Source organism: Microbacterium sp. SWDP-B6 (assembly GCF_059803615.1).
Genome location: NZ_JAPFGV010000005.1, coordinates 218093 through 237628, shown reverse-complemented (window position 1 = coordinate 237628; position 19536 = coordinate 218093). Strand labels below are relative to the sequence as shown.

19 protein-coding genes are annotated in these 19536 nt (G+C 68.5%); 7 read left to right on the top strand and 12 right to left on the bottom strand.

From position 1 onward, the window contains the following. The 3 genes from OPU70_RS09635 to OPU70_RS09625 all read left to right on the top strand — a co-directional run. Positions 1–945 (top strand): carbohydrate ABC transporter permease (locus OPU70_RS09635; protein ID WP_498557629.1); only part of this gene is annotated, 945 nt, incomplete at its 5' end. Positions 946–947: 2 nt separating this feature from the next. After that, positions 948–1868 (top strand): carbohydrate ABC transporter permease, encoded by a 921-nt coding sequence (locus OPU70_RS09630; protein ID WP_498557628.1) that lies wholly within the window; start codon positions 948–950, stop codon positions 1866–1868. A 122-nt stretch (positions 1869–1990) separates the two neighbouring features. After that, positions 1991–2470 (top strand): hypothetical protein, encoded by a 480-nt coding sequence (locus tag OPU70_RS09625; protein WP_498557627.1) that lies wholly within the window; start codon positions 1991–1993, stop codon positions 2468–2470. A gap of 44 nt (positions 2471–2514) precedes the next feature. On the opposite strand, the gene OPU70_RS09620 is transcribed toward OPU70_RS09625, so the two are convergent. Continuing rightward, complete coding sequence (locus tag OPU70_RS09620) at positions 2515–3681, bottom strand: ROK family protein (RefSeq protein WP_498557626.1); 1167 nt, start codon at positions 3679–3681, stop codon at positions 2515–2517. A 138-nt stretch (positions 3682–3819) separates the two neighbouring features. After that, positions 3820–4119 carry a chorismate mutase gene (locus OPU70_RS09615; RefSeq protein ID WP_042541193.1) on the bottom strand — a complete coding sequence of 100 codons (300 nt, stop codon included), beginning with the start codon at positions 4117–4119 and terminating at the stop codon, positions 3820–3822. Between the two features lie 94 nt (positions 4120–4213). On the opposite strand from OPU70_RS09615, the gene OPU70_RS09610 reads away from it, so the two are divergent. Then, a complete protein-coding gene (locus OPU70_RS09610; protein ID WP_498557625.1) occupies positions 4214–5506 on the top strand; it encodes an AI-2E family transporter in 1293 nt (430 codons plus the stop codon). Positions 5507–5683: 177 nt separating this feature from the next. On the opposite strand, the gene OPU70_RS09605 is transcribed toward OPU70_RS09610, so the two are convergent. The 9 genes from OPU70_RS09605 to OPU70_RS09565 form a co-directional block, all read right to left on the bottom strand. Beyond that, positions 5684–6607, bottom strand: a complete 924-nt coding sequence (locus OPU70_RS09605) for an ABC transporter substrate-binding protein (RefSeq protein ID WP_042541660.1) — start codon at positions 6605–6607, stop codon at positions 5684–5686. A 47-nt stretch (positions 6608–6654) separates the two neighbouring features. Next, the gene (locus OPU70_RS09600) at positions 6655–7458 is read right to left on the bottom strand and encodes an ABC transporter permease (protein ID WP_498557624.1); all 804 of its coding nucleotides are present in this window, start codon (positions 7456–7458) and stop codon (positions 6655–6657) included. Then, on the bottom strand, positions 7455–8135 hold the full coding sequence (locus OPU70_RS09595) for an ABC transporter permease (protein ID WP_042540393.1): 681 nt from the start codon (positions 8133–8135) through the stop codon (positions 7455–7457). The genes OPU70_RS09600 and OPU70_RS09595 overlap by 4 nt, the downstream gene beginning before the upstream one ends. Further along, positions 8132–9019: an ABC transporter ATP-binding protein gene (locus tag OPU70_RS09590; protein WP_082041094.1), complete on the bottom strand. Its 888-nt coding sequence runs from the start codon at positions 9017–9019 to the stop codon at positions 8132–8134. The genes OPU70_RS09595 and OPU70_RS09590 overlap by 4 nt, the downstream gene beginning before the upstream one ends. 64 nt (positions 9020–9083) lie before the next feature. Beyond that, on the bottom strand, positions 9084–9386 hold the full coding sequence (locus tag OPU70_RS09585) for a DUF427 domain-containing protein (RefSeq protein ID WP_042540391.1): 303 nt from the start codon (positions 9384–9386) through the stop codon (positions 9084–9086). Positions 9387–9587: 201 nt separating this feature from the next. Next, entirely contained in the window at positions 9588–11021 is a 1434-nt protein-coding gene (locus tag OPU70_RS09580; RefSeq protein WP_309692727.1) for a dihydrolipoyl dehydrogenase family protein, read from the bottom strand. Between the two features lie 382 nt (positions 11022–11403). Further along, on the bottom strand, positions 11404–12774 hold the full coding sequence (locus tag OPU70_RS09575; protein WP_498557623.1) for an MFS transporter: 1371 nt from the start codon (positions 12772–12774) through the stop codon (positions 11404–11406). Between the two features lie 57 nt (positions 12775–12831). Then, positions 12832–13941 (bottom strand): lactonase family protein, encoded by a 1110-nt coding sequence (locus OPU70_RS09570; RefSeq protein WP_498557622.1) that lies wholly within the window; start codon positions 13939–13941, stop codon positions 12832–12834. Between the two features lie 7 nt (positions 13942–13948). Continuing rightward, positions 13949–15235 (bottom strand): adenylosuccinate synthase, encoded by a 1287-nt coding sequence (locus OPU70_RS09565; RefSeq protein WP_042540385.1) that lies wholly within the window; start codon positions 15233–15235, stop codon positions 13949–13951. Positions 15236–15474: 239 nt separating this feature from the next. Between OPU70_RS09565 and OPU70_RS09560 the strand changes: the two genes are divergently transcribed. Then, positions 15475–16407, top strand: coding sequence for a DMT family transporter (locus tag OPU70_RS09560; protein ID WP_498557621.1), 933 nt, complete (start codon positions 15475–15477; stop codon positions 16405–16407). 163 nt (positions 16408–16570) lie between these two features. Next, the gene (locus tag OPU70_RS09555) at positions 16571–17293 is read left to right on the top strand and encodes a Pr6Pr family membrane protein (RefSeq protein WP_042540383.1); all 723 of its coding nucleotides are present in this window, start codon (positions 16571–16573) and stop codon (positions 17291–17293) included. Here the strand turns inward: OPU70_RS09555 and OPU70_RS09550 are convergent. Then, complete coding sequence (locus OPU70_RS09550; RefSeq protein ID WP_498557620.1) at positions 17268–18146, bottom strand: hypothetical protein; 879 nt, start codon at positions 18144–18146, stop codon at positions 17268–17270. The genes OPU70_RS09555 and OPU70_RS09550 overlap by 26 nt on opposite strands. A gap of 228 nt (positions 18147–18374) precedes the next feature. On the opposite strand from OPU70_RS09550, the gene OPU70_RS09545 reads away from it, so the two are divergent. Continuing rightward, entirely contained in the window at positions 18375–19535 is a 1161-nt protein-coding gene (locus tag OPU70_RS09545; RefSeq protein ID WP_498557619.1) for an AAA family ATPase, read from the top strand. Position 19536 lies beyond the last annotated feature (1 nt).

Genomic DNA, 19536 nt, shown 5'->3' with positions numbered 1-19536 from the left:
CCCCCCCCCCCCCCCCCCCCCCCCCCCACCCCGGGACGCCGCACGGGCGCGACCCGCGGCCGGCCGGGCGGCAAGGACCTGCTCCAGGCCCTGCCGTGGATCGCCCCGGCCCTGCTGCTCATCTTCGGCGTGGTGCTGTTCCCCGCCGGGGTGATGTTCTTCAACTCCACCCGCGACATCTCGCTGTCGGGCCTCGACAAGGGCTCGGTCGGCTTCGACAACTTCGTGACGGTGTTCACGTTCGCGGAGTTCTGGCCGATCATCTTCCGCACCATCATCTGGGTCGTGGCGGTCGTGACCTTCACGGTGATGATCTCGCTCGGACTCGCCCAGATCCTCAACAAGGCCTTCCCCGGTCGGCAGATCGTGCGCATGGCCGTCATCGTGCCGTGGGCGGCATCCGTCGTGATGACGACGATGGTGTTCTACTACAGCCTCGAGCCGTACTTCGGGGTCTTCAACAAGTTCCTCTACGACATCGGGCTGTCTGACGACGCGGTCGGCTACGGCTGGACCAAGAACCCGGCCACCGCGTTCGCGTGGTCGATCGTGATCGCGATCTTCGTGTCCCTGCCGTTCACGACCTACACGATCCTCGCCGGACTCCAGACGGTTCCGGCCGACACCCTCGAGGCCGCGAAGATGGACGGCGCCGGTCCCACGCGCACCTACTGGACAGTCGTCGTCCCGCAGCTGCGCAGCGCCCTCGCGGTCGCGATCCTCATCAACATCATCAACGTGTTCAACTCGCTGCCGATCCTCAAGGTGATGACCGGGTCGATCCCGGGCTACGGCGCAGACACGATCATGACGATGATCTTCAAGTACATCGAGCTGCAGAAGAAGGTCGACGTAGCCAGCGCGCTGTCGGTCGTCGCCTTCCTCATCGTGATCGTGATCGTCGCGATCTACGTCAAGGCCGTCAAGCCCATGAAGGAGGTCTGATCATGACTCTGACCGAGACCGCCCTCGTCACGACCGCAGGCGACGACGCCGCACCCCGCATCCCCGGGCGCAAGCGCCGGTACACCGAAGACCAGGTCACGCTGCCTCGGGTCATCCTGCGCATGGCCGCCGGCATCCTGGTGCTCGCGATCTTCGTGCTGCCGTACCTGATCATGTTCTTCGGCTCGGTCAAGACGAAGTCGCAGATCCGCTCGGTCGATCCGACGTACCTGCCGATCGAGTGGCACTGGGAGAACTACATCTCGATGTGGTCGACCCCCGAGACGCCGCTGCCCTACAACCTGATCTCGACGATCATCATCGCCGTCTTCGCAACGATGCTGGTGCTCCTGGTGTCGCTGCCGGCCGCGTACTACACGGCACGGTTCAAGTTCCCCGGGCGAATGGTCTTCCTGTTCCTGGTGATCGTGACGCAGATGCTGCAGCCGGCCGTGCTCACCTCCGGCCTGTTCCGCCAGTTCACGGTGCTCGGACTCGGCGACACGTGGGCCGCGATGATCTTCATCAACGCCGCGTTCAACCTGTCGTTCGCGGTGTGGATCATGCACTCGTTCTTCGCCGGCATCCCGAAGGAGATCGACGAGGCCGCTCAGATCGACGGCGCCGGACGCTTCACCGTGCTGTTCAAGATCAACCTGCCGCTGGTCTGGCCCGGAATCGTGACCGCGATCGTCTTCACGTTCGTCGCCTGCTGGAACGAGTTCGCGGCATCGCTCGTGATCCTCTCGACCGACAAGAACCAGCCGCTGTCCGTCGCGCTCACCAAGTTCGTCGGTCAGTACGAGACCAGCTGGCAGTACGTGTTCGGCGTCTCGATCGTCGCGATCCTGCCGGTCGTCATCCTGTTCATGCTCATCGAGAAGCGCCTCGTCGGCGGCCTCACCGCCGGCAGCGTCAAGTAGAACCAGCAACGGAGGGGATGCGGGGCGCCACCGGGTGGCGCGCCCCGCATCGTCGTCTCACCGGAAGTCAGGTCCGAACGATGCTCCGAGCGCCGTCTAGTGTGGTGACACAGGGGGGCAACATGACATGGCAGGATGCTGGACGAGTTGATCGACGACCGTCAGGCGACGCGCACCCGGGGTGGGGGTGGGGCGTGGTGCTCGTTCCGGCAGCGGTCGGACTCGCAGCGCTCGGGCTGTTCTTCATCCGATCGCTCGACCCCGGGATGGGCACCCTGATCGGCGTCGCCCTCATCGCCTGGGCGGTGTCCCTCGCGATGCCCTTCTTCGTGATCGCCTGGTACGCGACGCAGGCAGCATGGAAGGCGCCTCGCGAGCAGCGCGGACAGAGCTTCGCTGCACCACCGCACGCGCTGCGGCGCATCGGGTTCGGCATGCGCTGGAGCTTCCGCGCGCGCGGCTCGCTCTTCAACCCGGCGTCGTACGACGGACCGGACCTCCCGATGCTCGTCATCGGCAAGATCGTCCACTACCTCGCGATCGCGATCCTGGTGATGGCCGGGCTGGTGGCCGCACTGGTCGGGATCGCTTCGCCGCGCTGAGCGGGCATCGCGTCCGCAGCGGCCGCAGGAGAGAGCGCTGAGGTTCAGTCGCGAACAGCGGATGCTGCGCGCAGCTGCGCCGGACTCCAGCGCACGCCCAAAGCGCTCGAGAGTGCCACCTGTGCGACACCCGTCGAGATCGACGCGTCCGAGTCGGCGTATCGCACCGGCACGTTCGTGGTGCCGGTCGCTGTGTAGTCGACTTCCGCCTGCACGAGTGGCAGGAACCGGTCGCCCAACGCTCGCGCGGGCCCGCCGATCACGACCTCGGCCGCATCGAGCACCGCGGCGATGAGCTTGATGGTGCGGGCGAGCGCCCGTGCTCCTTCAGCCAGGCGCTCGTCGTCGGCGGCCGCGGCGAGCGCCGCGATGGCCTCGTCGTCCATGGCGTCATCGAAGTCATCACCGAGCATCGCCGTCATCGACGACGCCGACTCCAGGCACCCCTGCCGTCCGCATCGGCACGTCCGCGCCTCTTCGCCGAACTCCACCTGGACGTGCCCGATCTCGCCCGCACGGTCGCGAGGACCGGGAGCGAGCTCTCCGTCGAGCGTCACCGCCGCACCGATACCGGTGCCGATGTGGATGAACAGTCGATACCCCGACGACTCGTCCTCCCTGGCGGCTTCGGCGATCGCCTCGGCATCCACGTCGTTGACGAGCAGCACGGGAATCCCGAGCACTGCTTCGAAGCGCTCGGCGAGCGGCACATCCGTCCATCCCAGCTGCACGCTCTCGAACACGCGCCGTCCGTCGGTCGTGCCAGGCAGCTGCACTCCCGCCACGAGCAGCCGACCGGAGTACTCGGCCGCGACGTCGGATACGGCGTCGTCCAGCATCCGATCACGCGACTCGTCGGAGAACGCGACTCTGCGCGTCTCGACCTCGGTGCCGTCGAGCGCGACCAGCGCGATCCGCGCATCGGTCGGCCTGATCATCAGAACGAGGATGACGTGATGCTCGGCTGCGATGCTCAGGGTCGTCGCCCGCTTGCCGCCCGTGCTGGCGGCTTGCTCGCCGTCGACGATCAGCTGCAGATCGATGAGCTCCGCCACCAGAGACGAGGCGGTTGCGGCGGTTAGTCCGGTGGCGCGGGCGATCCCTGCCCTCGTCTCCGAGCCGGGGTTGCGGAACACGAGCTGCAGCGCACGACGCAGATTCGCGCGGCGAACCGACGCCTGCGTGTCCAGTGCGTCGTCGCCGTTCAGCATGGTGCCGGTCCCGTTGTCGGAATTGGTTGACAGACCTGGTGGTTCTGCGTACCCTCGGTCATAGTTTATTCAATAAACTTAGTTCGGTCCCCGGGCGGGTGAGTGCTGCACACACCGTCACTCGCCCGGAAGGCCGGATCATCGCCCCTCGGCGGCTTCGGTGTGATGGCGGATGACTTCGGCCACCACGAAGTTGAACCACTTCTCGGCGAACTCCGGGTCGAGATGCGCGTCCTCGGCCAGTGCCTTGAGACGGGCGACCTGCTGCTCTTCGCGCCCTGGATCCGATGCCGGCATCTCGTGCTCGGCTTTGAGCTGCCCGACCTGCTGCGTGGCGCGGAAGCGCTCGGCGAGCATGAAGATGAGTGCGGCATCGATGTTGTCGATGCTCGAGCGCAGTCGGAGGAGTTCAGCCCGGGGGTCTTCGGCGGCGGTCATGCCCCCTACTCTACGGAAACACGGGGCTGGACGACCCTTCGTGACCATGCGGATGCTGCCGGGTCTGGCACCGATCGGACGCTATCGTGAGCACATGAGCCGAGAAGAGCACGAACCGTCCTCGAAGGGGTCCGCTGCCGCATCCGACCCGTCCGCGGACTCCGCGCGGGCGTCCGCGCGCGAGGCCTCGACGACCGACGCATCCGCCGACGCCTCTGCGTCCACGAGCTCAGCCGTGGCGGGGGCCGCCGCCGTCGCCGCCACCACCCCGCACGACCCGACGACATCGCCCGCTCCTCGTCACGGGGTCGTCGAGCCGATGACGCCGAGCCGGTCGTTCTGGACGCGCATCGACCGCCCCTTCGTGTTCGGGTTCCTGGTGACGCTCGGCGCCCTCGGTGCCATCGTGCTCGGCCTGGCAGTCGCGAACCTGTCGACCGTGCTCATCTACATCGCACTCGCCATGTTCGCCGCGCTCGGACTCGACCCCACGGTGCGGTTCCTCGAGCGACGGGGGCTGTCGCGGGCGATCTCGGTGGTCGTCGCGATCCTCGGGCTCATCGTCGTGGCCGGCCTCGTCGTGTGGATGGTGCTGCCGGTCGTGATCGACCAGATCGCGAGCTTCGTCGGATCCGTGCCGGGGATGATCCAGGAGTTCACCCGCAGCGACATCTATGCGGCACTCGATGAGCAGTTCGGCGATCAGTTCCAGGATCTCGTCGCCGACGTGCAGTCGTTCCTCACCAATCCCGGCAACATCGCTGCGATCGGCGGCGGAGCCCTGAAGGTCGGCGCCTCGATCGCCAACGCCATCTCGGGCATCATCGTCGTCCTGGTGCTCACGCTCTACTTCGTCGCGACACTGCCCGCGATCAAGACGGGAATGCTCCGACTCGCTCCCGCCCGTGACCGTGCTCGCGCCAGCGACATCACCGAACAGATCACCGACTCGGTCGGCGCCTACGTCATGGGGATGGTCGTGCTCGCGTTCTGCAACGCCGTGCTCGCATTCCTGCTGTATCTGTTCCTCGGACTGCCGTTCCCGCCGCTCATGGCGACCGTCGCGTTCTGCATCACCCTGATCCCGCTCGTCGGATCGGTGATCTTCTGGATCATCGGCACGGGTCTCGCCCTCTTCACCAATCCGGTCGCGGCGCTGGTCTTCGCTCTCATCTACCTCGTCTACATGCAGATCGAGGCGTACGTGATCACCCCCCGCGTCATGAACCGCGCCGTCTCGGTGCCCGGCGCGCTCGTGGTGATCGGCGCACTCGCGGGCGGCACGCTGCTGGGTCTGCTCGGAGCGCTCGTGGCGGTGCCGGTCGCGGCATCCATCCTCATCATCATCAAACAGGTGCTGATCCCACGGCAGGACGCCCGGATCTAGCGCCCGGATCTAGCGCCCAGCTCCGCGCGCGGACGCCGCATCACACCGCGAACCGCGCGTGCAGCCTCCGTCCCGCGCAGGGGTCTCGCGCAGAAACCGCGGCCTCCCCGCCCCGCACACGCAGAAGTGCCCGGCCCCCTGAGGGACCGGGCACTTCTGTGTGAAGACGACTCGGCGTCAGACGAGGTCGTTGTCCTCGAGCCACTTCTTCGCGATGTCAGCCGACGACTGCTGGTCGACCGTGCTCAGGACATTGAGGGAGACGAGCTCCTCGGCCGTGAGCTTCGCGCTGATCGCGTTGAGAACATCGGAGACGTCATCGGCGATGTCGCTCGAGACGATCGGCACGACGTTCGACGAGATGATCAGGTTCTCGGGGTCTTCGAGAGCGACGATCTCCTCGGTCTCGAACGCCGGGTCGGCGGTGTAGATGTCCGCGACCTGGATCTGGCCGGCGAGCAGCGACTCGAGCGTGGTCGGGCCGGTGGCCGAGAACGCCAAGTCGACGCCGTAGACCTCCTTGGCCGCGGCCGGGCTGTAAGGCCGCTGCTCGAACTCGGGAGCCGCACCGATCGTGACCTGCGAGGTCACCTTCGAGAGGTCGCCGATCGTGGTCAGGCCGTTCTCCTCCGCGAAGCTCTTCAGCACCGTGTAGGAATCCTGGTCGGTCGCCTCGGCGAAGTCGAGGGCCGTGAGGCTCTCGGGCAGGGCGTCCTGCAGTGCGGCGTAGACGTCGTCGGGGCTGGTGACGTCGATGTCGTCGTCCGAGATGTACTCGAGCAGGCTGCCCGTGTACTCGGGGAAGACGTCGATGTCGCCGGACTCGACATCGGGCATGTACGCGTCGCGCTGACCGATGCTGAGCTGCTTCTCGACGTCGAAGCCGGCTGCCTCGAGCGCCTGGGCGTAGATCTCGGCGATGATCTCGTTGGAGTAGTACGCCTGCGAGCCGACGACGATCGTGTCGCCGCTGCCCGAGCTCTCGCCCGAGTCGGCGGGCTCGCCGAGCGACTCGCTCGAGCCGCAGGCGGACAGGGCGAGTGCGGCCGCGGCGACAAGGCCGACGGCGAAGACAGAGCGCTTGCCTCGTGCTGTGAACATGGACTTCCTCTTCTCTGGGGGACTGCTGGAACTGCTGTGCTGTGGATTCAGGAGGTGGCGGGCTGGGTCACGACCGACGTCGGCCCGGACTCGGCGGCGGACGGGTCGGTGGTGGAGGTCTCGGTGGTGGAGGGCTCGGCGGCCGGCGTGAGCGAACGCGAGCGTCGGCGCGAGGGCCGCCCACCGGTGCGCAGCCCACGCGGAACCGCCAGGTGCTGGGCTGCGGCCAGCAGCAGGTCGACGATCAGCGCCAGCGTGGCGACGAGGATCGCTCCCGCGAGCACCTGGTCGAAGCGCTGCAGAGGGATGCCCTGGATGATCGGGTACCCGAGCCCGCCCAGGCCGACGTATGCGGCGATCGTGACGGTCGCGATGACCTGGAGCAACGCCGAGCGGATGCCGCCCACGAGCAGCGGGAGACCGAGCGGCACCTCGACCTTCCAGAAGATCTGCCAGCCCGTCATTCCCATGGCCTTCGCCGAGTCGATCACCCGTCGGTCGATGGCCTCGAGCCCGGTGTACGCACCGGCGAGCAGGGAGGGGATTGCAAGCAGCACGAACGTCGTGACCGCGGCCTGGGGAACACGGAGCACGCCGAGCAGGAGCACGAGGAGGATCATGAGACCGAAGGCCGGGATCGCGCGCGCCGCACCCGAGATGGCCACAGCGATCTCCCGCCCCTTGCCCGTGTGACCGATGAGCCACCCGAGCGGCACGGCGATGGCGGCCGCGATGACCACCGAGATCGCTGTGAGCGTCAGGTGCTCGCCGAGGAGTTTCGGCAGGGCGTAGTTGCCGGTCCACTGGGCCGGGGCCAGCATCCACGCGAATGCTTCGAGGAAGAGGTTCATGCGGGCGCCCCCACCACGACGGGCCGCGCCGTGCTCGTCTTCGTCGCCGCACGCGTCCACGGCATGAGAGCCCGACCCGCGAGCAGAAGCAGCAGGTCGATCACCAGGGCGATGACGACGACGGCGATGATGCCGGCGAACACCTCGGCGATGATGCGGCGATCGAGACCGTTGGTGAAGAGGTAGCCGAGGTTCGTGATGCCGATCAGGATGCCGACGGTCGCGAGCGAGATGGTGCTGACCGCGGTGACCCGCAGACTCGCCAGGATCACCGGGCCGGCGAGCGGGAACTCGACCGCCCAGAAGCGCCGGAAGGACCCGAATCCGGTGGCCGTCGCCGCCTGGCGGATGTCGTCGTCGACGGAATCGAGGCCGTCGGAGACTCCCCGCACGAGGATGGCGATGGCGTAGATCGTCAACGCGATGATGAGGTTGGTCTCACTGCGGGCCGAGTATCCCGCGACCGACGGCAGCAGGATCAGCAGCGCCAGCGAGGGGATCGTGTAGAGCAGCCCCGTGAGCACGATGATCGGCCCGCGCACGAGCTTGAACCTCCACGCGACCCAGCCGAGCGGCAGCGACAGCACGAAACCGAGCACGATCGGGATGATGCTCTGACGCAGGTGCACCAGAGTCAGCTCGAGGATCAGGTCGAGGTTGTCGACGACCCAGTTCACGTGAGCCCACTCTGCACGGCGCCCAGGGCGGCGGCATCCGGGCCTGCGAGCGGACCGTCGGACTTCTCGGCCTCAGCCACGATCGCGCCCTGCGTGCGACCCTCGGAGTCGACCACGACGGTGCCGTGGGGCGTCTCCTTCAGGTGCAGCGCGCGGCGGCCTCGGTCGGCTCCGATGAAGGAGGCGACGAAATCGTCTGCCGGGTTCTCGATGATCTCGCTCGGGCTGCCCACCTGGACGATGCGAGCACCCTTGTCGAGGATCACGACCTGATCGCCGAGCAGGAAGGCCTCGTCGATGTCGTGCGTGACGAACACCACGGTCTTGTCGAGCTCGTGCTGCAGCCGAAGGGTCTCCTGCTGCAGGTCGGCGCGCACGATCGGGTCGACCGCGCCGAACGGCTCGTCCATCAGGAGGATGTTCGGATCGGCCGCGAGGCCACGGGCCACACCGACGCGCTGCTGCTGACCGCCCGAGAGCTGGCTCGGATACCGCTCGGCCAGCGACTGGTCGAGGCCGACGGTCTTCAGCAGCTCCCGCGCGCGCTCGTGCGCCGGTGCCTTCTTCACACCCGTGAGACGCAGCACGGTGGCCACGTTGTCGATCACCGTGAAGTGCGGCATCAGACCCGAGTTCTGCATGACGTAACCGATGCGGCGACGCAGCGCGACAGGGTCGCCGCCGAGCACGCTCTCGCCGTCGATCTCGACCTCACCCGAGGTCGGCTCGACCATGCGGTTGATCATGCGCAGCAGTGTGGTCTTGCCGCATCCCGAGGATCCGACGAACACCGTCGTCTTGCGTGACGGCAGCACCAGGCTGAAGTCCTTGACGGCGGTCGTGCCGTCGGGGAACTGCTTGGTGACGTTGCGGAACTCGATCACGATTATTCTCCGGTCGGTCGATCGACGAGGCGGGCGTCAGCGCCCCGGCTGCGGCATACAGAGGTCATGCGGAGACTTCGACCCGGGGGTCGAACGCGACGAAGCCCGAGAAATCCTTGCCGACGCGGTCGAAGGCACTGGGGAACGGAGTGGGGTACGACCATGCGTAGTCGGTGTGCAGCTCGCCGCCCGCCTGCACGGAGTAGTACTGCGCATCGCCCTTCCAGGGGCACGTGTACTGGGTCGGGCTCTCGACGAGCGCTCCCTCGGTGATCGATGCGGGCGGGAAGTACCAGTTGCCCTCGATGCGGGCGAGATCGCTCTCGTCCGCTTCGGCGATGACGGTTCCTGCGAGTACAGCCTTCATGGTCCTGCCTCCTCGGATGTGGGTTCGAGCGTATAAGAGGTGTGCGACATTCGGCCGGGGGTTGCGCCCGGGGCCGTCAATATGGGAAACAATCCTGCTCCGGGCGCGCCGATCGCGCCAGGTCTCTCACCGGCTGTTCGGAGCGGATGCCGCAGCGGATGGCGCCGCGCGGCATCCGCTCTTCGCATCCGCCCGACGCGATCATGCCGAGTCCCGCCCGTAGGTCTCGAGCAGTCGCAGCCAGATCTCACTGATGGTGGGGTAGGCCGGAACCGCGTGCCAGAGCCGGGCGATCGGCACCTCGCCGACGATCGCCACGGTGGCCGTCTGCACGAGCTCGGCGACCTCAGGGCCCACGAACGTCGCACCGACGATGACATCGCGCTCCTTGTCGATGACGAGTCGCGCCTGGCCCTCGAACCCGTCTTCGTAGAGGCTCGCGCCGGCGACCGAGCCGAGGTCGTAGTCGATCACGGCGACGTCGGTGCCCGCCTTGCGGGCGTCCGCCTCAGTCAGACCGACGGACGCGACCTCGGGGAACGAGAAGGTGACCTGCGGAGCCCCCGCGCTGTCTGCGGTCGCCACGTGCTTGCCCCATGGAGCGTCGTCGACATCCTCACCCTTGGCGCGTGCGGCGATCACGTCTCCGGCAGCGCGGGCCTGATACTTGCCCTGGTGCGTGAGCAGAACCCGGCCGTTGACGTCGCCGACCGCATAGAGCCAGTCCGACCCGGGCACCCGCAGTGTGTCGTCGACGGTGATCCAGCGCCCGGCCTCGAGGCCGACGACGTCGAGGCCGATGTCGCCGCTGCGCGGAGAGCGCCCCGTGGCCACGAGCACCTCGGTCGCCGTGACCGTCGATCCGTCGTCGAGCACGATCGAGACGCCGTCGTCGCCGCGCGTGACGCTCGTGGTGCCGGTGTCTGTGCGCACGTCGACGCCGAGCTCCTTCAGCCCTGCCGCGACCCGCTCGCCCGCGAAGGGCTCCATCGACCCCAGCAGACCGCTGCGGGCGATGATCGTGACCGTGGATCCGAGCGCCGCATATGCCGTCGCCATCTCGACGGCGACCACTCCGCCGCCGATCACCGCGAGCGACTCCGGAAGCTCCTCGGCGCTGGTCGCCTCGCGGCTGGTCCAGGGAGCGGACTCCTGCAGCCCCTCGATCGGCGGGATCACGGCATCCGACCCCGTGCTGATCGCGACCGCGTGGCGGGCGTGGAGCACACGGGTGCCGCCATCGGCATCCGTCACCGTCACCTCGCGCTCGCCCGTGAGGCGACCGTGTCCGCGGGCGAGGTCGATGCCGGCCGAGTCGAGCCACTTCACCTGCCCGTCGTCAGACCAGTTGCTCGTGAACGAGTCGCGACGGTCGAACACCGCGCGCACGTCGAGCCTTCCCGTCACGGCCTCGGCCGAGCCCTTGACCTTCTGCGCCGCGCGCAGCGCCTGGGCCGGACGCAGCAGGGCCTTCGACGGCATGCAGGCCCAGTACGAGCACTCACCGCCGACCAGCTCGCTCTCCACGATGATCGCGGTCAAGCCGTTCTGCACGGCGCGGTCGGCGACGTTCTCGCCCACCGGTCCGCCGCCCAGGACGATCAGGTCGTATTCGTCTGTCTTCTCAGCAGTCATGAGATGCACCTCTCCGTCGCCCAGTCTTGCTCAAGAGCAACGTCGAGTCACGGGCCGGTTGTTCCGTGGACGCATCGCCGGGCGCGTCGCCGGTCTCCCCGCGCGCCTCGTCGGGGCTCGATCCGGGGCTCGACCCGGGAGATCCGATCCGTCTGCAGGACCCATCCGATCCGTCTGCAGGACCGATCCGATCCGTCTGCAGGACCGATCCGATCCGTCGCTCCCACACCCCACCTCGCAACCCAGCACCCGGCACCCGGCACCCGTCCTCCGGTCATGGCTCGCCGCCGTGAACGATTCAGCACGAACCGGCCGAATCGCCCCCGATGCCACCCGTTTCGGCCGAATCAACGCCATCCATGCTGAGTTGTGAACGGCCGACTCACGGCTCCCGGGGCGCGACGCGCACGGCGAGCACCGCCGCGGCGAGCGCGATGATCGCGGCGAAGGCGAACACCGCGATGAACGGATCTCCCGCCGCGGCCAGCCCGGTGAACAGCACGCCCGTGATCGCGAGGGCCAGCGCACTGCCGAAGGAGTCGGCCACGGTCATGGCAGAGCTGTTGAAGCCCTGGTTCTCGGGCGCCGACATCTCGAGGGTCAGGGCGCTGGTCCTCGGGCTCATCAGGCCCATGCCGGCGCCCGCGACGATCCACGCGACGATGATGACGACCACGGGTGCAGCGAGCACGGTGGCGACGAGGGCGAGAACCACGCCCACGACCACCAGCACCGTTCCGATGCGCACGGCCCGCACACTCGAGAGCCTGGCGCCCATGCGTCCCTGCACGGTGGCGGCCGCCGACCAGGCGAGTGCGCCGCCCGTGAGCGAGAGCCCGGCGACGGTCGGCGAGACCTCGTAGCGCTCGGTCAGCAGGTAGGGGATGTAGACCTGAGCACCGAAGAACCCCGCGGCGGCGAGACCGCGCACGAGCAGCACCGACGGCAGACCCCGTTGCGCCCGCAGCGTGCGCTTCGGCAGCAGCGCACGAACGGCGACGAGGGCCACGACCACGGCTGCGGCCGCGAGCACAGGCCCGGCTCCCGGCAGATCGCCGACGAGATTCAGTGCGAGCACGGCGACCGCGGCGAGCACCGACCAGCCGAGCCGCCCGAAGGCCCACGGCGTGGTGGCGTCGCCCTCGCCCGAGAGTCCTCGGAGAGCAGGGACGACCATGAGCAGCGCGGGGACGACCAGGAAGACGACGCCGAGGAACACCCAGTGCCAGCTCCAGATCTCGGTGACGGCCCCGGCGACGGTGGGCCCGACCAGGGAGGGAACGACCCAGGCCGCAGCGAAACCCGCGAAGATCGCCGGATGCAGGTCACGCGGGTACACGCGGGCGACGACCACGTAGAGCGCCACCATCAGCCCGCCGTTGCCGAGACCCTGCGCGAAGCGCCCGGCCACGAGAACTTCCATGCTCGGCGCGAGTCCGGCGACGATCAGCCCGATCACGAACAGGCCCACCGAAGCGTAGAGCGGAGCCACGGGCCCGCGGCGATCCGCCCAGTTGCCCGCCACGGCCATGCCGATGACTCCGGTGGCCAGGGGCCCCGCGAACGCGAGGGCGTACAGCCGTTCGCCGTCGAGGTCGGCGCTCACCGCAGGCATCACCGTGGTGACGGCGAGGGACTCGAACGCGCCCAGGAACACGAGCGCGCAGGCGCCGACGGTGATCCAGAGGTAGGCGCCGCTCAGGATGCCGGTGGCGGGCTTCGCGGTCGGAACCGCATCGGTGTCTATGGTCATAGGCTCGACCGTAGAACCTCAACAAAGGTTGAGGTCAAGCTGCGGCCGTCGACCGCCTCAGCGCACCGCCAGGATGTGCGTGGGCGCCGGAGCCTGCGCGATGTGCCGGATGTCGAGCGGTGCCCCCGTGCGCTCGTCGAGGTCGATCAGTGCGACGGTGTCGGAGCGCTGCCCCGCGACGAGCAGCTTGCCCTCGTGCACGAGGTGATGGCGCGGCCAGTCGACCCCCGAGTCGGCGAGCGCGATCGCCTCGAGCGCTTCGCCTCCGCCGCGCACGCGCAGCGCGGCGATGGTGTTGCTGCCGCGCAGGGCCGTGTAGAGGAACTGAGCGTCGCGGGTGCGGGCGAGCTCGGCGGGGAAGTCCACGCCGATCTCGGCGACGGGGCTCGCGAGCACCGACGACACGACCGCCCACGTGCCGTCGCGTCCTGCGGTGAGCGTGAACACCTCGCACGAGTACTCGGTCACCACGTGCAGGTGGCCGCTGGGGTGCGCGACCATGTGACGCGGACCGGTGCCGACGGGCAGCACGACCTCGTGATCGAGCACGAGGCCTCCGGCGATCGGACGCCAGATGCGCACGAGGTCGAATCCGAGGTCGGTCGTCGCGATGCGCCCGTCCGCGAGGAAGGCCGCGGAATGCGCATGCGAGGAGCGCGCATCGCCGGTGGCGGTCAGTTCACCGGAGTACGGATCGGATGCCGCGGCGGCCACGCCGGCCGGCGCCGTCTCCTCGAGCGGTTCGCCGAGGAGTGCCGCGCGCAGCTCGGCGGCCTTGTTCACGGCATCCGGCACCAGCTGTCCCTGCGCGTCGATGCCGATGCGCACGACTCGCCCGTCGCCGTAGCAGCTCGCGATGAGGAACGATCCGCTCGACGACACCGCCACGTGGCACACGCCGTCGCCCGCGGCGACCGGCGCGCCGAGCGGCCGCAGAGCCGACTCGCCGGTGCGGGCGAACGCCTGCACACCGGCATCCCCCTCGAGCGCCGCATAGACGACATCGAGCGACGGATGCTGCGCCAGCCACGACGGCGAGGAGGTCTGCGTGACCGCACCGCGATACTCGAGCGCTGTCGGCGCGCTCTCGTCACCGGCGAGCAGGCCGATGCCCTCGGCGGAGCCGTCCATCGCGGGGCCGTACCCGCCGAGCCAGAAGCGTGTCACGGGGCGCTCAGTCGAGCAGGTCGTGGCGCACGATGACCTGGTCGCGCTCGGGGCCCACGCCGATGACCGAGATGCGCGTGTTGCTCATGCCCTCGAGTGCGATCACGTAGTCCTGCGCGTTCTTCGGCAGGTCGTCGAAGGTGCGCGCGGTCGAGATGTCCTCGCTCCAGCCGGGGAAGTACTCGAGCACGGGCGTCGCGTGGTGGAAGTCGGTCTGGTTGACCGGCACCTCGTCGAAGCGCCGACCGTCGACGTCGTAGGCGACGCACACCGGGATCTGCTCGAGTCCGGTCAGGATGTCGAGCTTGGTGAGCACGAGATCGGTGATGCCGTTGACCCGGGTCGCGTAGCGCGTGATCGGGGCGTCGTACCAGCCGACGCGGCGCGGCCGGCCGGTGGTGGTGCCGAACTCGAAGCCGCGCGAGCGCAGCCATTCGCCCTGCTCGTCGAACAGCTCGGTCGGGAACGGGCCCGAGCCGACGCGGGTCGTGTAGGCCTTGACGATGCCGACGATGCGGTCGAGAGCGCCGGGTCCGATGCCCGAGCCGGTCGATGCTCCACCGGCGGTGGCCGACGACGACGTGACGAACGGATAGGTGCCGTGGTCGACGTCGAGCATCGTGGCCTGGCCGCCCTCGAACACGACGACCTCGCCGCGGCGCAGGGCCTCGTCGAGCAGGTATCCGGTGTCGGCGACCATGGGCCGCAGGCGCTCGGCATACGACAGCAGGTCTTCGACGATCTCGTCCGCGGTGATCGCTCGACGGTTGAAGATCTTCACCAGCAGGTGATTCTTCTGGTCGAGGGCGCCCTCGACCTTCTGACGCAGGATGTTCTCATCGAAGAGGTCCTGCACGCGGATTCCGACGCGGTTGATCTTGTCGGCGTAGGCCGGACCGATGCCGCGGCCGGTCGTGCCGATCATGCGCTTGCCGAGGAACCGCTCGGTGACCTTGTCGAGCGTGCGGTGGTACTGGGTGATCAGGTGCGCGTTGGCGCTCACCTTGAGGCGCGAGACGTCGATGCCGCGGCCGCCGAGCGCCTCGAGCTCGCTGAAGAGCACTTCGAGGTCGATCACGACGCCGTTTCCGATCACCGGGGTCACCCCTGGCGACAGGATGCCCGAGGGCAGCAGGTGCAGCGCGTACTTCTCGTTGCCGACCACGACGGTGTGGCCCGCGTTGTTGCCGCCGTTGAACTTGACGACCCAGTCGGTGCGCTCGCCGAGCAGGTCGGTGGCCTTGCCCTTGCCTTCATCGCCCCACTGGACGCCGACGATAACGATTCCTGGCATGGGTATCCCCCTTGCTTTCGCCGGGTTTGCACCGGCTGATGAGCTGGCCCTCTTCGGGCGGCTCCATCCTATCGAAGGTCGTTCGCCGACCCTCCGGGCTGCGGGGCGGCAACGCGTCGCTGCCGGCGGATCCCGTCCTCGGGGCGCCGGCGGACTCGACGGAGGGACTGGCGGAAAAGCATCGGATGCTGTCGCTCGCGCGCATCGCCGATGTCGGTGGCCGGTGCCAGGATCGAAGGATGCCGAAGACCGGTCGCGCGATCCGCGACGACAGCCTGACCACAGCGAAGCCCCGATCGCAGGGGCCGCTCGTGCTCGTCGCCGCTCTGGTGACGGTGGTGCTGTGGGCGTCGGCGTTCATCGGCATCCGCGGCGCAGGGCCGCACTTCGATCCCGGTGCGCTGGCGCTGCTGCGCATGGCCGTGGGCACCGCGGTGCTCGCGATCATCGCGGTGCGCCACGGCATCCGTCTGCCCGAACGCCGGCACTGGTGGCTCGTGGCGGTGTGGGGCGTGGGGTGGTTCTGCGTCTACAACCTGGCCTTGAACGCCGCCGAGCGCACGCTCGACGCGGGCACCGCGGCGATGGTGGTCAACCTCGCGCCGCTCATGGTCGTGGTCTTCAGCGGGCTCTTCCTGCGGGAGGGTTTTCCCAAGCCCCTCATCATCGGAGCGCCGATCGCGTTCCTCGGGGTCGTGCTGATCGGCATGAACTCGTCGACGAGCGAGGGCCCCGACATCACCGGATTGCTGCTCGCGCTGCTCGCCGCCGTGATGTACGCGGGATGCACCCTGCTGCAGAAGCGCCTGCTCAGCGCCGGCACCGACGCGACGACATTGACCTTCCTGGGCGCCGCCGCCGGCACCGTCGCGCTGCTCCCCTGGGTGGGCAGCCTGATCGGCGCGCTGCAGACCGCTCCGCTCGGCTCGACGCTGTGGGTCGTGTATCTCGGCATCTTCCCGACGGCGATCGCCTTCACGACCTGGGCGTACGTGCTGCAGCGCAGCACCGCCGGCCAGACCTCCGCGACCACCTACGTCGTGCCGGCGATCGCGATCCTCCTGTCGTGGGCGATCCTCGGCGAGGTGCCGACCCTGCTCATGTTCGTCGGCGGCGCGCTGTGCCTGCTCGGAGTGCTCGTGACCCGGATGCGGTGGGGCCGTCGCTCCTGACGATCCCGACTCTCCCGTCGCGCCACCTCCCGTCGCGCCACCTCCCGTCGAGCCCCCCTCCCGTCGAGCCACGGGCAGTCCCCTCGTCGGCGGCCTCGCATATCGGTATTTCGGTCTAGCGATCGCACGCACCCCGACCGATAAAGTGTGCGCGGAGGCGAATATGACGACCTGGTGGCCCTTCGCACGACTCGCAGCAGCCGTGCTCGGACTCGCGGCTATCGTCGCACAGCTCGCCCGCAGCATCGAGAACGCTCTCGCGGCCACCACGGAGTGGGGCCAGCACCTGCCGACGGTCGCGGCGAACTTCCTCAGCTTCTTCACGATCCTGTCGAACGTGCTCGCCGTGATCATTCTGACGATCGGCGCGATCTGGGCACTGCGCCACCGACACGGCACCGAGCCCGAGCCGACGTGGTTCGCGGTCCTGCTGGCCTGCGTGAGCACCTACATGATCGTCACCGGCATCGTCTACAACACGCTTCTCCGCAACGTCGAACTGCCCCAGGGCGTGACCGTGCCGTGGTCGAACGAGGTGCTGCACGTCGTCATCCCGCTGTTCCTCCTGGCCGACCTGCTGTTCGCCCCTCGACGACGGGCACTCGGCTGGAGCGCTGTCGCCATCATCGCGATCTTCCCGATCGTCTGGGTCGTCTACACGATGATCCGCGCGAACTTCATCATCGCCCCCGCGACCGGCGAGGCCTGGTGGTATCCGTACCCGTTCCTGAACCCGCACCGGGTGCCCGGCGGCTACCTCGGCGTCTCGGGATACATCATCGGAATCGCGATCGCCATCATCGGCGTCGCGTGCGTGGTGGTCTGGGTCGGCCGCCGGCGCGGCACCGCGACGGACTCGGCTAGCGGATCGCGCCCTCGGGGCTGAACACCGAGAGCACCGGAGCACTCACATGCTGCGGGGTCGTGGCGACGGCCGCCCGCGGATCGAGAAGTCGGATCGGAACCCGGTCTCCGCGAAGCTCCTCCCGGGTCGACGGCTCCAGTCGATAGAGGCGGAGCGCGAGCCACAGCAGCGTCCCGTCCACCCCGAGCGCCGCGGGGTCGACGTCGATCACGCCGCGCCTGCGTGAGAACGGATGACGCCACCGCTCCCGATAGCTGACGGCCCCGGGACGCACGGCGACCTTGAGCACGATCGAGTTGTTCATCCCGACGCCGACGTCGATGCTCAGGATGTCGTCCCAGTGCACTTCGGCATCGAGGTGGAAGGTAGCGGATCCGAGACCGCGCGGATGCAGGAACAGTCGCCGAGACTGTCTCAGCGAGATCAGGTGACTGACGATCGGACCGAGCAGCAGAACCGCGAACACCGCCCACACGACACTCCACGCACCACTGACGGTCACCGCGGCGACCGCGAAGGTCGACGCAGCGGCGAGCGCCGCGACGAGGATCATCGCGGGCACGAGCTTCGATCCGGGAAGGAGGATCCCCCCGGGGACGCTCGCGCTCGCCCGGCTGATGTCCTCCGCACTGACGCGTCGGCGAGTCAGGGTCGTGAGCCACAGCGTCACCGCGATCACCCACCAGAGCGCGGGGACGGCGATGAGCACACCCAGGATCGGGCGCATGGATGCGGTGTCGTGCAGATACATCCAGACGCACAGCACAGTGGCGACGGCCGCGAGGATCAGGTTCAGCACGACCACGGCCACCCACAGCGGTCGTCCGATCGCGTACTCGAGCGCACTGCGCGGCATCGTTCTGGGTTGCTTCATCGTTCCCGCATCATCCGAAGATCGAAAGTTCAGCTAACCACGGGGTCATCGCACCTGCCGATATACGCGTCGGCTCGCACCAGGGTCGACGACGTCGAGCCGCCGGATGGTGCATCCGTGATCTCGACCTGCATCCGTGCCCGGGCCGAAGCGGCGAGATCGGATGCGGTTACGCTGGTCGACGGGGGGTCGTCTACGCGTCCCCCGTGGGAACGAGGAGACATACCGATGAACGAGCCCTACGCGCCCGGCCCCTCTGCAGGTTCGACGCCGCCTCCGCCTCCGGCGCCCTCCGCCCAGGCAGCCCCACCGGCGCCTCCCGCTCCTGCGACCCGCGCCGAGGCATCCGCAGCGTCCGCTCCCGCGGCCCCTGCGGCGTCGACGTCTGCGAGCAAGAAGTCCGAGGCCCCTTCCGAGGCTGAGCTTCAGCGCGCAAGTGCCGTGCTCAAGACCGTGTCAGACGCGTACTCGGCCAAGATGGTCGGCCAGGAGCGCCTGCGCATGAGCCTGCTGATCTCGCTGATCGCCGGTGGGCACATCCTGCTCGAGAGTGTGCCCGGCCTCGCGAAGACGACCGCGGCGAGCACGCTCGCCGACACGGTCAGAGCGCAGTTCAAGCGCATCCAGTGCACCCCCGACCTGCTGCCCAGCGACATCACCGGCAACCAGATCTACGACGCCGCGACGGGCTCGTTCCGCACCGTGCTCGGCCCGGTGCACGCGAACTTCGTGCTGCTCGACGAGATCAACCGGTCGAGCGCCAAGACCCAGAGCGCCATGCTCGAGGCGATGCAGGAGCACCAGACCACGATCGGCGGCGAGGTGCATCATCTGCCCAAGCCGTTCCTCGTGATCGCGACGCAGAACCCGATCGAGCAGGAGGGCACCTACGAGCTGCCCGAGGCGCAGATGGACCGCTTCCTGCTGAAGGAGATCGTCGAGTACCCGAGCCCGGCCGAGGAGTTCGAGATCCTCGGGCGCATCGACTCGGGGGTGCTCGACCCCGACCGCCATGTCTCGAGCGCGATCAGCCTCGACGACGTGCACATGCTGCAGGACGTGGCGAGTCGCATCTACGTCGACCCGGCCATCCGCAACTACATCGTCTCGATCGCGTACGTGACCCGAAACCCCGCGCCGTACATCGGCGAAGAGCGCGCCCGCTTCATCAAGTACGGCGCGAGCCCTCGTGCGAGCATCGCGTTCCTGCAGGCCTCCCGAGCGCTGGCGCTGCTGAACGGACGCGGCCACGTGATCCCGGAGGACATCCGCTCGCTGCGCCATCTCGTGCTGCGCCACCGCGTGCTGCTGACCTTCGAGGCCGACGCAGACGGCATCCGCAGCGAGGAGATCATCGACCAGATCTTCGCCGCAGTGCCCACCCCCTGAC

Excerpts from the sequence above, each read along its gene's own strand:
- OPU70_RS09630 (WP_498557628.1), top strand. The coding sequence starts at position 948 with ATGACTCTGACCGAGACCGCCCTCGTCACGACCGCAGGCGACGACGCC.
- OPU70_RS09625 (WP_498557627.1), top strand. The coding sequence starts at position 1,991 with ATGACATGGCAGGATGCTGGACGAGTTGATCGACGACCGTCAGGCGAC.
- OPU70_RS09620 (WP_498557626.1), bottom strand. The coding sequence starts at position 3,681 with ATGCTGAACGGCGACGACGCACTGGACACGCAGGCGTCGGTTCGCCGC.
- OPU70_RS09615 (WP_042541193.1), bottom strand. The coding sequence starts at position 4,119 with ATGACCGCCGCCGAAGACCCCCGGGCTGAACTCCTCCGACTGCGCTCG.
- OPU70_RS09610 (WP_498557625.1), top strand. The coding sequence starts at position 4,214 with ATGAGCCGAGAAGAGCACGAACCGTCCTCGAAGGGGTCCGCTGCCGCA.
- OPU70_RS09605 (WP_042541660.1), bottom strand. The coding sequence starts at position 6,607 with ATGTTCACAGCACGAGGCAAGCGCTCTGTCTTCGCCGTCGGCCTTGTC.
- OPU70_RS09600 (WP_498557624.1), bottom strand. The coding sequence starts at position 7,458 with ATGAACCTCTTCCTCGAAGCATTCGCGTGGATGCTGGCCCCGGCCCAG.
- OPU70_RS09585 (WP_042540391.1), bottom strand. The coding sequence starts at position 9,386 with ATGAAGGCTGTACTCGCAGGAACCGTCATCGCCGAAGCGGACGAGAGC.
- OPU70_RS09580 (WP_309692727.1), bottom strand. The coding sequence starts at position 11,021 with ATGACTGCTGAGAAGACAGACGAATACGACCTGATCGTCCTGGGCGGC.
- OPU70_RS09575 (WP_498557623.1), bottom strand. The coding sequence starts at position 12,774 with ATGACCATAGACACCGATGCGGTTCCGACCGCGAAGCCCGCCACCGGC.
- OPU70_RS09565 (WP_042540385.1), bottom strand. The coding sequence starts at position 15,235 with ATGCCAGGAATCGTTATCGTCGGCGTCCAGTGGGGCGATGAAGGCAAG.
- OPU70_RS09560 (WP_498557621.1), top strand. The coding sequence starts at position 15,475 with ATGCCGAAGACCGGTCGCGCGATCCGCGACGACAGCCTGACCACAGCG.
- OPU70_RS09555 (WP_042540383.1), top strand. The coding sequence starts at position 16,571 with ATGACGACCTGGTGGCCCTTCGCACGACTCGCAGCAGCCGTGCTCGGA.
- OPU70_RS09550 (WP_498557620.1), bottom strand. The coding sequence starts at position 18,146 with ATGAAGCAACCCAGAACGATGCCGCGCAGTGCGCTCGAGTACGCGATC.
- OPU70_RS09545 (WP_498557619.1), top strand. The coding sequence starts at position 18,375 with ATGAACGAGCCCTACGCGCCCGGCCCCTCTGCAGGTTCGACGCCGCCT.